Below are 13,999 nucleotides of genomic sequence, written 5' to 3'. Positions count from 1 at the left end.
CGGGGCAAGCCCGGCGTTTCCTTGCTCGTCACGTTGTGGCATCAGCCCAGCAGGTGGGCGACACCGGCGCGTTCTTCTTCCAGTTCGGCGAGGGTCTTGTCCATCGCCGCGCGGCTGAAGTCGTCGATCTCGAGGCCTTCGACGCGGGTGTACTCGCCGTCCTTCGTGGTGACCGGCACGCCGTACATCACGCCTTCGGGGATGCCGTAGCTGCCATCCGACGGCACGCCCATCGTCACCCACTTGCCATCGCTGCCCAGCACCCAGTCATGGATGTGGTCGATCGCGGCGTTGGCGGCCGAGGCGGCCGACGACAGGCCGCGCGCCTCGATGATCGCGGCGCCGCGCTTGCCAACAGTGGGGATGAAGGTGTCGGCGTTCCAGGCCGCGTCATTGATCTTGTCCTTCAGCGACACGCCGCCCGCTGTGGCGAAGCGGTAGTCGGGGTACATGGTCGGGCTGTGGTTGCCCCACACCACCAGCTTCTCGATGTCGCCGACGGCCACGCCGGCCTTGGCGGCCAGCTGGCTCAGCGCGCGGTTGTGGTCCAGGCGCAGCATCGCGGTGAAGTTCTTCGCCGGCAGGTCGGGCGCCGACTTCATCGCGATGTAGGCATTGGTGTTGGCCGGGTTGCCGACCACCAGCACCTTGACGTTGCGCGAGGCGACCTTGTTCAGCGCCGCGCCCTGGGCGGTGAAGATCTTGGCGTTCTCGAGCAGCAGGTCCTTGCGCTCCATGCCCGGGCCGCGCGGACGCGCGCCGACCAGCAGGGCGATGTCGGCGTCCTTGAACGCGACTTCGGCGTCGTCGGTGCCGACCATGCCGGCCAGCAGCGGGAACGCGCAGTCGTCGAGCTCCATCATCACGCCCTTGAGCGCGGCCTGGGCCTTCTCCATCGGCAGTTCGAGCAGCTGCAGGATGACCGGCTGGTTCTTGCCGAGCATTTCGCCCGAGGCGATGCGGAACAGCAACGAATAGCCGATCTGGCCGGCTGCACCGGTGACGGCGACGCGGACGGGTTGCTTCATGGGTTGAATCCTCGATGCATCGTAGGGTGGGCCCTGGCCCACCGCGTGGGAGATGGTGGGCCTGGGCCCACCCTACGGATCACTTCAATTCGGCGAAGAATTCCTGGATGCGCTGCAGCCCCGGTGCCAGCTGCGGCGTCGGGCAGGTGTAGCTGATGCGCAGGCCGCGAGGTTCGCCGAAGGCCGAGCCCGGTACGCAGGCCACGCCCTTGGCTTCGAGCAGCGCGTTGCAGAAGTCGACGTCGTTGCCGATGACCTTGCCGTCGTGCGACTTGCCGAACGCAACGCTGATGTCCGGGAACGCATAGAACGCGCCCTGCGGCACCGGGCACGTCACGCCGGGGATCGCATTCAATGCCGCCACCACCTGGTCGCGCTTGGCCTGGAACTCGGCGCGCTTCGCGGTCGGGACGTCCTGCGGGCCGGACAATGCCGCAACGGCGGCGGCCGTCACGATTTCCGGGATGTTGGTGATGTGGTTGGAATTCATCGTGGCGACCGCCTTGGCCACCACTTCCGGGCCGACCATGAAACCGGCGCGCCAGCCCGGCATGCCGTAGGTCTTGGACAGCGAATCCATGAACACCACGCGGTCACGCAGCTCGGGGCGCGCGTGCACGAAGTTGTGGTAGCCGATGCCGTCGAACACCATGCGGTTGTAGATGTCGTCGGTGATCACCCAGGTATCGGGATGCTTCACGATGACGTCGGCGAGCGCCGAGATCTCGTCCTTCGTGTAGACCATGCCGGTCGGGTTGGACGGGTTGTTGAACAGGAATACCTTGGGCTTCTTCGCCAGCGCCGCATCGAGCTGCGCGGGCGTGAGCTTGTAGTCCTGCTCCGCCGGGCACGGCAGCAGCTGGATGTCGGCATCGAGGATTTCGCCGATGTCGACGTAGCTGGTCCAGTACGGCGTGGCGAAGGCGAAGCCGTCGCCTTCGTCGAGCAGCGCTTCGCACAGGTTGTAGAGCACGTGCTTGGCGCCGATCCCGGTCGCGCAGTTGGCGCGCGTATAGCCGGTCAGGCCGACCTGTTCGATGTGCTTGAGGAAGGCGTCGAGCAGTTCGTTGGAACCGCGATTGCTGCCGTACTGGCCGGAGTCGTGTTCCAGCGCCTCGCGCGCGGCGGCGTAGACGTGGTCGCCGGGCAGGAAGTTGGGAACACCGATCGAGAAGCTGATGATGTCGCGGCCTTCGGCCTTGAGCTGCTTGGCCTTTTCGGCCACCACCATGATCGCACTGGGCTTGGCACGGCCCATGCGCTTGGCGAGCTGGGGCATCGCGGGAACCTCGGGAGTTTGGGGAGCGGAGACTGCGGGATGGCGCGGCATCGTGGTGCTTTCGCACGCGCTGTTGCAGGCCTGAATTTTAGCACGCCGGCCACCCGCGCCGGCGCTGCCGGGCGGGTGCCGGGGACGGCGCCGCCGCGGTCAGGCGGCGAGGATCTTGTTCCACTCGGCGACGCGGTCGGCCTTCGCGGCCAGCGCCGCATCGGCGTCGCCCTCGATCTTCACCGACTTGATGGCGTCGCCCTGTTTGACGGCGTCCACCGCCTCCAGGCCCTCGACCACCTTGCCGAAGACGGTGTGCTTGCCGTCCAGCCAGTCGGTCTTGATGTGGGTGATGAAGAACTGGCTGCCATTGGTGTTGGGGCCGGCGTTGGCCATCGACAGCACCCCGCGCTCATGCTTCACGCCGTTGTTGGTCTCGTCCTCGAACTTGTAGCCCGGGCCGCCGGTGCCGGTGCCCTGGGGGCAGCCGCCCTGGATCATGAAGTCCGGGATCACCCGGTGGAACTTCAGGCCGTCATAGAAGCCCCGCCGGGCCAGGTTGACGAAGTTGGCCACGGTCAGCGGGGCCTTGTCGGGGTACAGCTCGACCTTGATCGGGCCACGGTCGGTGTCGAAAACGGCGTTCAGGGACATGGGTTCCTCGGGTCTGGTTGGGGTCCGCGGGCAATATGCGGGCTGAAGGAAAGGTTTCAATCGGGGCTTTTAGCGGCACCGCAGCGCGGTATACTACTCGGCTTCCTCCACTTCCTAGTCGCGCCCTGCCCTCACCAGTTCCGGCGCGCCCCTTGTCATGTCCATAGAACGCCTCCGCAACATCGCCATCGTCGCCCACGTCGACCATGGCAAGACCACCCTGGTCGACTGCCTGCTCAAGCAGTCGGGTACGTTCTCCGAACGCACCGTGCTCGCCGAGCGCGTCATGGACAGCAACGACCAGGAAAAGGAACGTGGCATCACGATCCTGTCCAAGAACACCGCCATCACCTGGCAGGGCAACCGCATCAACATCGTCGACACCCCCGGACACGCCGACTTCGGCGGCGAGGTCGAGCGCGTGTTGTCGATGGTCGACTCGGTGCTGATCCTGGTCGACGCGATGGACGGGCCGATGCCGCAGACGCGCTTCGTCACCCAGAAGGCGTTCGCGATGGGCTTCAAGCCGATCGTGGTGGTCAACAAGATCGACCGCCCCGGCGCGCGGCCGGACTGGGTGATCGACCAGGTGTTCGACCTGTTCGACAAGCTCGGCGCGACCAACGAACAGCTCGACTTCCCGATCGTCTACGCTTCGGCGCTGCACGGCTACGCCAGCCTCGAGGACACCGCGCGCGACGGCGACATGACCCCGCTGTACGAAGCGATCATGAAGCACGTGCCGCCGCCGACCGTCGATCTCGACGGCCCGTTCCAGATGCGCATCAGCCAGCTGGACTACAACAACTTCGTCGGCCTGATCGGCGTCGGCCGCATCCAGCGCGGCAAGGTGCGGACCAACATGCCGGTGAGCGTGATCGACCGCCACGACAAGAAGCGCCAGGCCAAGGTGCTGCAGGTGCTCGGCTTCATGGGCCTGGAGCGCGTGGAGGTCGAGGAGGCCGAGGCCGGCGACATCATCGCCCTGTCCGGCGTCGCCGACCTCAGCATCTCCGACACGATCTGCGCGCTGGACGCGCCCGAAGCGCTGCCGGCCCTGACCGTCGACGAACCGACGATCAGCATGACCTTCCAGGTCAACAACTCGCCGTTCGCCGGCAACAAGGACCGCAGCGGCGGCAAGTTCATCACCAGCCGCCAGCTGCGCGAACGACTGGAGCGCGAGACCCTGCACAACGTCGCGCTGAAGGTCGAGGAAGGCTCGGACCCGGACAAGTTCCTGGTGTCCGGCCGCGGCGAGTTGCACCTGTCGGTCCTCATCGAGACGATGCGCCGCGAAGGCTTCGAGCTGGCGGTGTCGCGCCCGGAAGTCATCATCAAGGAGATCGACGGCCAGTTGATGGAGCCGATCGAACAGCTGGTGGTCGACATCGAGGAAGTGCACCAGGGCGGCGTCATGGAAAAGCTCGGCATCCGCAAGGGTCAGCTGAAGAACATGGAATCCGACGGCAAGGGACGCGTGCGCCTGGACTACATGATCCCGGCCCGCGGCCTGATCGGGTTCCAGAACGAATTCAAGACCCTGACCCAGGGCACCGGCCTGCTGTTCCACGTGTTCGACCACTACGGGCCGAAGGAACAGGGCGCGATCGCCAAGCGCCAGAACGGCGTGATGATCGCCAACGCCCCCGGCGCGACCCCGGCCTACTCGCTCGGGCCGCTGCAGGATCGCGGCAAGCTGTTCGCCGCCGAAGGCGACCAGGTCTATGAAGGCCAGCTGGTCGGCATCCACAGCAAGGACAACGACCTCACCGTCAACGTCATCAAGACCAAGCCGCTGACCAACATGCGCGCTTCCGGCAAGGATGATGCGATCCAGCTGACGCCGGCGATCAAATACACGCTGGAACAGGCGCTGGACTTCATCGAGGACGACGAGCTGGTGGAAGTGACGCCGAAGGAAATCCGCCTGCGCAAGAAATTCCTGACCGAGACCGACCGCAAGCGCGCCTCGCGCGCCGCCTGAGTCCGGCGCCATCGGCAGAAGCGGCCAGCCTGCATGCCTCATGCGTCCCGGTGACGCCGCCGGCCTGCACGCGGAGCATCCGCATCCGCACTACAACCCGGATCCGCACGCGCATCCGGGGCTGCACGTCATCGCCCTCGTCGAAGCCGCCAAGGGCGCGCTGGCGGTACTCGCGGCCAGCGGGCTGGAGCTGCTCGGCCCGGCGCCGCTGCAGCATTTCGTGCAATTGCTGATCGCCCGCTTCCAGCTCGATCCCGATCACGGGGCGATGGCCTGGCTGGCCAATGCGATTGGCCCCGGTTCCGTGCACCTGGCCGCGGCCGCGGTGTTCTTCTACGGCGCGTTGCACCTGCTCGAAGCCTGGGGATTGTGGCGGGCGAAATCATGGGCCTCATGGCTGGGCTGCGTGACTGCGGCGGTCTACCTGCCGTTCGACGTCTATGCGCTGGTCGTGCATCCGGGCTGGATCGCGCTGGCGGTGGTGGCAATCAATCTCGTGGTGGTCTGGGTGCTGGGGCGCGACCTGCTCAGGCGACGGCTCTGATTTTCCGGGCACGCGCATCAGGGGCCTTCTAAAGCTCGCTTTCCGATACGACACCAGCGCCACCACCGCAGCAGCGATCGTCCCGACCCGTTCCTTGCCCGCACCGTCGTGCCGCGCGATGCTGCACGCCTGCCACCGCGGGAAGCACGACCATGCCGCACCAACCGATCTTCGCGCTGCTGCTGGCCTGCACGCTGCTCGCCGCCTGCGGCCGGCAACCGCCGGCAACCACACCCGCGTCGCCCTCCAATGCATCCGACCCGTCCACCGCTTCGAACGACACCGGCGCACCCGGCTCCTTCGCCTTCGAAGAAGCCAGCATCGCCGACCTGCAAGCGCGCATGGCCGGTGGCGGGCTGAGCAGCCATGCGTTGACCCAGGCCTACCTGGAACGGATCGCCGCCATCGACGACGCCGGGCCGATGCTCAACGCGGTGATCGAACTCAATCCGCGCGCGCTCGAGGAAGCCGATGCCCGCGACGCCGAACGCAAGGCCGGCAAGGTGCGCGGCGCCCTGCACGGCATCCCTGTGCTGTTGAAGGACAACATCGACGCAACACCGATGGTGAACTCGGCCGGTTCGCTCGCCCTCGCCGAACACCGCCCGAAGACGGATGCCTTCCTCGTGCGCCGCCTGCGCGAGGCCGGCGCGGTGATCCTCGGCAAGACCAACCTCAGCGAGTGGGCCAACATCCGCTCCTCGCGCTCGACCTCCGGCTGGAGCGCGCGCGGCGGCCAGACCCGCAACCCCTACGCGCTCGACCGCAGCCCCTGCGGCTCGAGCGCCGGCACCGGCACCGCGATCGCGGCCAATCTCGCCGTCGTCGGGATCGGTACCGAGACCGATGGCAGCATCATCTGCCCGTCCGCGGTCGCCGCACTGGTCGGGATCAAGCCGACGGTGGGACTGGTGAGCCGCGACGGCATCATCCCGATCTCGCACAGCCAGGACACCGCCGGCCCGATGGCGCGCAGCGTCGCCGACGCCGCGGCGCTGCTGGCCGCGATTTCCGGCAGGGACGACGCCGATGCCGCCACCCGGGCAAGCGCCGGCCACGCAACCGTCGACTACTCGCCGCACCTGAAAGCCGATGGCCTGCAGGGCGCGCGCATCGGCGTGGTGCGCGGGCTGATGGGCTACCAGCCCGATGTCGATGCCGCCATGGCGCGCGCGATCCAGGCGATCGAAGCTGCCGGCGCAACCGTGGTCGACGCGGAGATCCCGACACTGGGGCAATGGAACGATGCCGAGTTCGAAGTGCTCAAGTACGAGCTCAAGGCCGACCTCGAGTCATACCTGCGCAAGAGCGATGCACCGATCCGGACGCTGGCCGGATTGATCGAGTTCAACCAGCGCCACGCGGCGCAGGAAATGCCGTACTTCGGCCAGGACATCTTCGAACAGGCCCAGGCCAAGGGGCCACTCAGCGAACCGGCATACATCGCCGCGCGCACGAAGGCGCGCCGCCTCGCCGGTCCGGAGGGCATCGATGCCGCACTCGCGGCGGCGCACCTCGATGCGCTGGCCGCACCGGCCACGTCGCCCGCGTGGCTGATCGATCCGATCAACGGCGACCACTTCACCGGCGCCGGCTACGGCGCGGCCGCCACCGCCGGCACACCCAGCATCACCGTGCCGATGGGCGACAGCCACGGCCTGCCCGTGGGCATCGTGTTCATGGGGCCGGCGTGGAGCGAGCCACGGCTGGTGGAGCTGGCCTATTCGTTCGAGCAGGCGACCAGGGCGCGCAAGCCACCGCGGTTCCTGCCGAGCGTCACGCCAGGGGCAACGGTAACGAAGCGGTAATCAGTCGTCGATCTCGATGCGGGCGATGCGACCATCGTCGCCACTGGCCCAACCGATGTTGCCGGTGATGTCGATGGCGTCGTAACCGGCGGCCGGGACCGGTTTCCACTCGACGCCCTCCCACGCATCGACACCCGACGGGCCGACCGCGATGCACGTCGTTGCGGTCGCCGCGCATGCGACGCCGGAACGATAACCGGGTGTTGCCGGCAACGGCGTCGCGTCAAATCCGGCATCGACCAAGGGTTCCGGCACGACGCGGCCATCCCGGATTTCATGCCCAAGGACCAGTGCATCGGCCGCCACGAACCTTGCCGCGTCGGCGAGCGTTCCCTCTGCGCGGAAGTCCCCGCCCACGGCGATGAAGTCCCCGGACCGCGCAACGGGCGTCATCGAGAACACGCCCTTCGACTCGACGCCTGCCTCGAACCCGCTCGCGACCTGCTTCCACTCCGCCGCGCCGTCGTGGCGAAAATGGATCCGCGATTGCGTGCCGCCCGTTGCCACGACCAGCATCGCTCCCACCCGCGCAATGCAGGTGCCGCTTGCCGCGAATGCCGCCTCGCCGTCGGCGGCAAGCGGACCATCGGGCAGCAACTTCCAGCTGCGACCGCCGTTGTCGATGGCATGCACCTGGAACCGCGACTCGACCGGATCACCGAGCATCCACCCCCGCTCGCCCTCGAACACCATGCAATCGAAGAACGCGCGCGGGTCGCGGTTCTGCAGCGCGAGTCGCCAGGTCTTGCCGCCATCCGCGGTGCGGTATACGCGCGAGGCCTGGCCCGGGCCGATCGCCAGGACCACCGCGGTATCGGCATCGAAGGCCTCGATGTCGCGAAAATCCAGTTCGTCCGCATCCGGCACCGCGACGCGCTGCCAATGCTTGCCGCCATCCAGCGTGCGCAACACCGTGCCCTTCGCGCCACTGGCCCAGGCGATGGCGCCATCGACCGCGGAGATGCCGCGCAACCGGACTTCGACGCCGCTGTGCTGCGGCATGATGCGCACTTCGGCGCATGCGCCGGCCGCCGCGAACAACAGCAGGCCGGCTATGAAGATGCGCATCGGGAACATGGCGCGCTCCGTGTGGACCGCGCCGAGCCTAGCACCCCGGCACGGCGCTCTGCGCCGTGGCCAACTGTGGAAAGGGAACAAATCGGCCAACGGCCGACGAGAAATCTGCTCTTGCCGTTGCCCGAGAAAGCAGGATCAGGAGCAAGCCTCTGTCACCCGCGACGCGGCTGACTACCCGCGATCCCAGGGGGTCAAGGCGTCAGGCCGAAGCCGGTGCCGCCAGCTGCGCCTGCTTGCGCACGATCAGCATCGCAGTTTCCAGCGCCTGCTCGTAGTTCAGGCGCGGATCGACGCTGGAACGATAGGCGCGTTCGAGGTCGCGGTCGCTCAGGTCGCGCGCGCCGCCGGTGCATTCGGTGACGTCCTCGCCGGTCAGTTCCAGGTGCACGCCGCCCAGGCGCGTGCCCGCCGCGGCATGGATGTCGAACGACTGTTCGATCTCGCTGCGGATGTTGCAAAAACGCCGGGTCTTGTAGCCGTTGCTGGTCGATTCCGTGTTGCCGTGCATCGGGTCGCAGATCCACAGCACGCGGCGGCCATCGCGCTTGAGCGCATCGAGCAGCGGCGGCAACTTGGCAGCCACGTGCGCCGCGCCCATCCGGTGGATCAGGCTCAGGCGGCCGGGTTCGTCGTCGGGATTGAGCACGTCGACCAGCGCCAGCAACTGGTCGGGCGTCACCGACGGGCCGATCTTCACCGCCACCGGGTTGCGGATGCCGCGGAAGTACTCCACGTGCGCGCCGCCGATCGCCGCGGTGCGCATGCCGATCCACGGGAAGTGCGTGCTGAGGTCGAACCAGCCCCACTGGCGCGGCACCTGCCGGGTCTGCGCTTCCTCGTAGGGCAGCAGCAGGGCCTCGTGCGAGGTGAAGAAATCCACCCGGTTAAGGTTGTTCACCGAAGTCCCGGACAGCGTCTCCATGAAGCGCACCGCATCGCCGATGCCGGATACCATGCGGTGGTATTCGTCGGCCAGCGGCGAATGCCCCACCCAGCGCAGATCCCAGTACTCGGGATGGTGCAAGTCGGCGAAACCGCCATCGATCAGCGAGCGCACGAAATTCATCGTCATCGCCGAGCGCGCATGCGCCTTGACCATGCGTCGCGGATCCGGCGTGCGCGCCTGCGCTGTGAATCCGGGGGAATTGACGATGTCGCCGCGGTAGCTCGGCAGGGTGACGCCGTCGCGGGTCTCGGTGTCGGCCGAGCGCGGCTTGGCGTACTGGCCGGCGAACCGGCCGACGCGCACCACCGGCAGGCGCAGCCCATGCACCAGCACCAGGCTCATCTGCAGCAGCACCTTGAGCCGGTTGGAAATGACATCGGAGTTGCAGTCCGAGAAATTCTCCGCGCAGTCGCCGCCCTGCAGCAGGAAGCGCCTGCCCTCCTGCGCATCGGCCAGCTGTTGCTTCAGCGCAGTGATCTCCCACGAGGTCACCAGCGGCGGCAACGCGCGCAGTTCCTCCTGCACGCCGGCCAGCACGTCGGGATCGGGATAGGTGGGCAACTGCAGCGCCGGACGCGAGCGCCAGCTCGACGGCGTCCAGTCCTCGGGCAGGCTGACGGAATGAAGGGCGGATCGGTCGGAGTGGGCCATCGTCGGGCAGCTTATGTTGCGTCGCAGCGAAAACCCATCATCTGCCCGAAGCGGGCGCGCTGCAACCCGTCGCGTTCACCGGGTTCAGCGACGCCGGAATGCAGCCGACAGCACCAGCAGCCCGAGCAGCACGAACCAGAGCAGGCTCCAGGCCGGCATCGACAGGCCCAGGAAGGTCCAGTCGACCTTTGCGCACTCGCCGGAACCGGTCAGGACCTGGCGGATCACGTCGGTCAGCGGGTTGGCTTCCATCATGAACGACAGCGGCGGGCCGCAGGCCGGCACCTGGTCGGCCGGCAAATGGGTCAGCCAGACGTGGCGCGTGGCAATGGCGATGCCGACAAGCACCGGGACCAGCGCAAGCACGCCATACACCCGCCTTCCGCCAGCGCCTCGCGGCGCGTGCAGCCCCGCCACCAGCAACACCAGCGCCAGCGCCGCGAAGGCGATGCGCTGGAAGATGCACAGCGGGCACGGTGCCAGCCCCCACTGGAACTGCGAGAAAATCGCAAACCCCACCAGCGCCACGCACGCGGCAAAACCGGCGAAGCACTGGTTGCGGAAGGACCAGCGGGAAGGATTGAGGGTCACGGGCGGGTCGCCTTTGTTCTTCGGATCGATTGCGGTGGTCGCCCGCCGCGGCGGCGCCACGATAGCAAAAACCCCGGTGCGCAGACCGGGGCTTCTGGTGGTACGCGGGTGGTCCCGTCGGCTTACTCGGCGGCCTGCGGCCGGTCGACGAGTTCGACGTAGGCCATCGGTGCGTTGTCGCCGTCGCGGAAGCCGCACTTGAGGATCCGCAGGTAGCCACCCGGGCGGGCCTGGTAGCGCGGGCCAAGCTCGACGAACAGCTTGCCGACCGCTTCCTTGTCGCGCAGGCGCGAAAACGCCAGGCGACGATTGGCGACGCCATCGGTCTTCGACATCGTGATCAGCGGCTCGGCGACGCGACGCAGTTCCTTCGCCTTCGGCAGCGTGGTCTTGATCAGCCCGTGCTTGAACAGCGAAGCGGCCATGTTGGTGAACATCGCATCACGGTGCGCGCTGGTGCGGTTGAATTTGCGTCCGGATTTCTGGTGGCGCATGGTCTTGGTTCCTGTTGATTCTTGGCTTAGCCGAGCATGCCGTGGGCGGAGACGCCGGCCGGCGGCCAGTTTTCGAGCTTCATGCCGAGCGAGAGGCCACGCTGGGCGAGCACTTCCTTGATCTCGGTGAGCGACTTCTTGCCGAGGTTCGGGGTCTTGAGCAGCTCGACTTCGGTCTTCTGGATCAGGTCGCCGATGTAGTAGATGCTCTCGGCCTTGAGGCAGTTGGCCGAACGCACGGTCAGCTCGAGATCGTCGATCGGGCGCAGCAGGATCGGGTCGACGCCGGTCGGCGTGGCCTTCGGCGCGCTGCGGTCGCGGTGGGTGAAGTCACCGAAGACGCTCAGCTGGTCGGTGAGGATGTCGGCGGCGGTGCGCACGGCTTCCTCGGCGTCGATCGTGCCGTTGGTCTCGATGTCGATGACCAGCTTGTCGAGGTCGGTGCGCTGTTCGACGCGCGCCGCTTCGACTTCATAGGCCACGCGGCGGACCGGCGAGAACGAGGCGTCCAGCATCAGGCGGCCGATCGCACGGGTTTCCTCGTCCGGGCGGCGGCGCGAGGCGGCCGACTGGTAGCCGAAGCCGCGCTCGATCTTCAGGCGCATGTTGATCGACGCATCCTTGGTCAGGTGGCAGATCACGTGCTCGCCGTTGAGGATCTCGACGTTGTGGTCGGTCTTGATGTCGGCAGCGGTGACGACGCCGGGGCCGGACTTTGCGAGCGTGAGCGTGGAGCTCTCGCCGGTGCCCATGCGGATGGCGACATCCTTGAGGTTGAGCAGGACTTCGAGCACGTCCTCCTGCAGTCCCTCGATCGTGCTGTACTCGTGCAGCACGCCGTCGATCTCGACTTCGGTGATCGCGAAGCCGGGGATCGACGACAGCAGCACGCGGCGCAGCGCGTTGCCGAGGGTGTGGCCGTAGCCGCGCTCCAGTGGCTCGATCACGACCTTCGCGCGGTTGCCGGCGAGGCGTTCGATCTGGGGACCACGCGGGCGCAAGACCTGGTTGGCGTTAGCCGTCATGTTCTGGTGTCTCCTGGGGCTCGTCGGTGGGGTCGGCGATGCCATGCAAATGCTTCGGGAATGCTGAAGCGGGCGCTTGCTTACTTCGAATACAACTCGACGATCAGCGCTTCATTGATGTCGGCAGGCAGGTCGCCGCGGTCCGGGACCGCCTTGAACACGCCGCTGAACTTCTTCGAGTCGACCTCGACCCACGACGGGGACAGGTCCATCGTCGAGGAGACGGTCAGCGCTTCCTGCACGCGGAGCTGCTTCTGCGCCTTCTCCGACAGGGCGATCGCGTCGCCGGCCTTGACCTGGTACGAAGGCAGGTTGACCGGCTTGCCGTTGACCGTGATGCCGCGATGCGACACCAGCTGGCGCGCGGCCGGGCGGGTCACCGCGAAGCCCATGCGGTAGACGACGTTGTCCAGGCGGGTCTCGAGCAACTGCAGCAGGTTCTCGCCGGTGTTGCCCTTCTTGGTCGAGGCCTTCTTGTAGTAGTTGCGGAACTGGCGTTCCAGCAGGCCGTAGATGCGCTTGACCTTCTGCTTCTCGCGCAGCTGGGTGGCGTAGTCGGACAGCTTGCCGCGACGGGTGTTGGTCGCGCCGTGCTGGCCGGGTTTCTGTTCCAGCTTGCACTTGGAGTCCAACGCACGCGTCGGGCTCTTGAGCGACAGGTCGGCGCCTTCGCGACGGGCGAGCTTACAGGTGGGACCGATATAACGAGCCATCTCTTCTCAGCTCCTCAGACGCGACGCTTTTTCGGCGGACGGCACCCGTTGTGCGGGATTGGCGTAACGTCGATGATGTTGGTGATCTTGTAGCCGACGTTGTTGAGCGAACGTACGGCCGACTCGCGGCCCGGACCCGGACCCTTGATACGCACTTCCAGCGACTTCACGCCGTAGTCGAGCGCGGCCTTGCCGGCCTTCTCTGCGGCGACCTGGGCTGCGAACGGGGTCGACTTGCGCGAACCGCGGAAACCCGCGCCGCCCGAAGTCGCCCACGACAACGCGTTGCCCTGGCGGTCGGTGATGGTGACGATGGTGTTGTTGAACGAAGCGTGGACGTGCGCGATACCGTCGGTAATGACGCGCTTGATCTTCTTCTTCGGTTTGGCAGCTGCTGGCTTGGCCATGGTCTGTTTCCTTTACTTCCTGATGGCCTTGCGCGGACCCTTGCGGGTGCGGGCATTGGTCCGGGTGCGCTGGCCGCGCAGCGGCAAGCCGCGGCGGTGGCGCAGGCCGCGGTAGCAGGCCAGGTCCATCAAACGCTTGATGGCCATGCCGATCTCGCGGCGGAGGTCGCCCTCGACCACGTACTTGCCGACTTCGGCGCGCAGGCGCTCCACTTCCGGCTCGGACAGGTCGCGGATCTTGGTCGACGAGCTGACGCCGGCCGATTCGCAAAGCTTCTTCGAACGGGTACGGCCAATGCCGTAGATGCTCTGCAGCCCGACCCAGACATGCTTCTGGGCAGGCAGGTTGACACCTGCAATACGCGCCATGCGCGAGATCTCCAACTGTTTGGCGGCCGGACAGGGAAATCCGGCGGAGTGAACACGAAATTCTAACAGGGTCTCGGGTTGCTAGGAAGGGGGTCCGGCATCCTGCCTGCATTCGGCCAATGAACCGGCCAATGCCCCTTTCCGGCATGGGGAGTGTGCCCATGCTCCGGCAACGGACCCGCGCTGGACGCGACGTCGTGGATCCGACGCCCCGCCCGCCCCTCGCCACTCAAGCGCGGGGACCGGCACCGGCCCACCCGTGCGCGAGACCGCCGCCCGGGTTGCCCATCAGCCCTCCTCTCGGGAGGGGTGTCACCGCCGTCCTGGCGCGGCCCTGGTGGGCCGGTTTCTTGCCATCCGCCCGCTCCGTGGGTGGACCTTCGTATTGTCTCACCGCCCGCCCGTCTGCGGCGGATGGTCCCGGATGACCGGGAG

Annotated in this window: 14 protein-coding genes; 3 read left to right on the top strand and 11 right to left on the bottom strand. The window is 67.1% G+C overall.

What is annotated here, in order from left to right; all coding sequences use genetic code 11:
- Positions 1-41: 41 nt before the first annotated feature.
- From ACTJIL_RS01485 to ACTJIL_RS01475, 3 genes are all read right to left on the bottom strand, one after another.
- Positions 42-1,028, bottom strand: coding sequence for a malate dehydrogenase (locus ACTJIL_RS01485; protein ID WP_440753828.1), 987 nt, complete (start codon positions 1,026-1,028; stop codon positions 42-44).
- A 79-nt stretch (positions 1,029-1,107) separates the two neighbouring features.
- On the bottom strand, positions 1,108-2,307 hold the full coding sequence (locus ACTJIL_RS01480) for a pyridoxal phosphate-dependent aminotransferase (protein WP_440753827.1): 1,200 nt from the start codon (positions 2,305-2,307) through the stop codon (positions 1,108-1,110).
- 150 nt (positions 2,308-2,457) lie between these two features.
- Positions 2,458-2,952: a peptidylprolyl isomerase gene (locus tag ACTJIL_RS01475; RefSeq protein ID WP_440753826.1), complete on the bottom strand. Its 495-nt coding sequence runs from the start codon at positions 2,950-2,952 to the stop codon at positions 2,458-2,460.
- A gap of 157 nt (positions 2,953-3,109) precedes the next feature.
- Between ACTJIL_RS01475 and typA the strand changes: the two genes are divergently transcribed.
- The 3 genes from typA (at position 3,110) to ACTJIL_RS01460 (ending at position 7,291) form a co-directional block, all read left to right on the top strand.
- On the top strand, positions 3,110-4,939 hold the full coding sequence (gene typA / locus ACTJIL_RS01470; RefSeq protein WP_440753825.1) for a translational GTPase TypA: 1,830 nt from the start codon (positions 3,110-3,112) through the stop codon (positions 4,937-4,939).
- A gap of 40 nt (positions 4,940-4,979) precedes the next feature.
- The gene (locus ACTJIL_RS01465) at positions 4,980-5,483 is read left to right on the top strand and encodes a DUF2127 domain-containing protein (RefSeq protein WP_440753824.1); all 504 of its coding nucleotides are present in this window, start codon (positions 4,980-4,982) and stop codon (positions 5,481-5,483) included.
- Positions 5,484-5,635: 152 nt separating this feature from the next.
- Positions 5,636-7,291 (top strand): amidase, encoded by a 1,656-nt coding sequence (locus ACTJIL_RS01460; RefSeq protein ID WP_440753823.1) that lies wholly within the window; start codon positions 5,636-5,638, stop codon positions 7,289-7,291.
- On the opposite strand, the gene ACTJIL_RS01455 is transcribed toward ACTJIL_RS01460, so the two are convergent.
- The 8 genes from ACTJIL_RS01455 to rpsM form a co-directional block, all read right to left on the bottom strand.
- Positions 7,292-8,368: a WD40/YVTN/BNR-like repeat-containing protein gene (locus ACTJIL_RS01455; protein ID WP_440753822.1), complete on the bottom strand. Its 1,077-nt coding sequence runs from the start codon at positions 8,366-8,368 to the stop codon at positions 7,292-7,294.
- Between the two features lie 199 nt (positions 8,369-8,567).
- Complete coding sequence (locus ACTJIL_RS01450; RefSeq protein WP_440753821.1) at positions 8,568-9,965, bottom strand: class II 3-deoxy-7-phosphoheptulonate synthase; 1,398 nt, start codon at positions 9,963-9,965, stop codon at positions 8,568-8,570.
- Between the two features lie 84 nt (positions 9,966-10,049).
- Entirely contained in the window at positions 10,050-10,556 is a 507-nt protein-coding gene (locus ACTJIL_RS01445; protein ID WP_440753820.1) for a disulfide bond formation protein B, read from the bottom strand.
- Positions 10,557-10,678: 122 nt separating this feature from the next.
- Positions 10,679-11,050: a 50S ribosomal protein L17 gene (gene rplQ / locus ACTJIL_RS01440; RefSeq protein ID WP_440753819.1), complete on the bottom strand. Its 372-nt coding sequence runs from the start codon at positions 11,048-11,050 to the stop codon at positions 10,679-10,681.
- A 26-nt stretch (positions 11,051-11,076) separates the two neighbouring features.
- Positions 11,077-12,075, bottom strand: a complete 999-nt coding sequence (locus tag ACTJIL_RS01435) for a DNA-directed RNA polymerase subunit alpha (protein WP_440753818.1) — start codon at positions 12,073-12,075, stop codon at positions 11,077-11,079.
- An 80-nt stretch (positions 12,076-12,155) separates the two neighbouring features.
- Complete coding sequence (rpsD, locus tag ACTJIL_RS01430) at positions 12,156-12,788, bottom strand: 30S ribosomal protein S4 (protein ID WP_440753817.1); 633 nt, start codon at positions 12,786-12,788, stop codon at positions 12,156-12,158.
- A gap of 14 nt (positions 12,789-12,802) precedes the next feature.
- Positions 12,803-13,195: a 30S ribosomal protein S11 gene (gene rpsK, locus ACTJIL_RS01425; protein WP_027080631.1), complete on the bottom strand. Its 393-nt coding sequence runs from the start codon at positions 13,193-13,195 to the stop codon at positions 12,803-12,805.
- Positions 13,196-13,207: 12 nt separating this feature from the next.
- A complete protein-coding gene (gene rpsM / locus ACTJIL_RS01420) occupies positions 13,208-13,564 on the bottom strand; it encodes a 30S ribosomal protein S13 (RefSeq protein ID WP_440753816.1) in 357 nt (118 codons plus the stop codon).
- Positions 13,565-13,999 lie beyond the last annotated feature (435 nt).

The organism is Luteimonas sp. 22616 (assembly GCF_052044325.1).
Taxonomy (GTDB): Bacteria; Pseudomonadota; Gammaproteobacteria; order Xanthomonadales; family Xanthomonadaceae; genus Luteimonas.
This window is presented reverse-complemented; position numbering and strand designations above follow the sequence as displayed.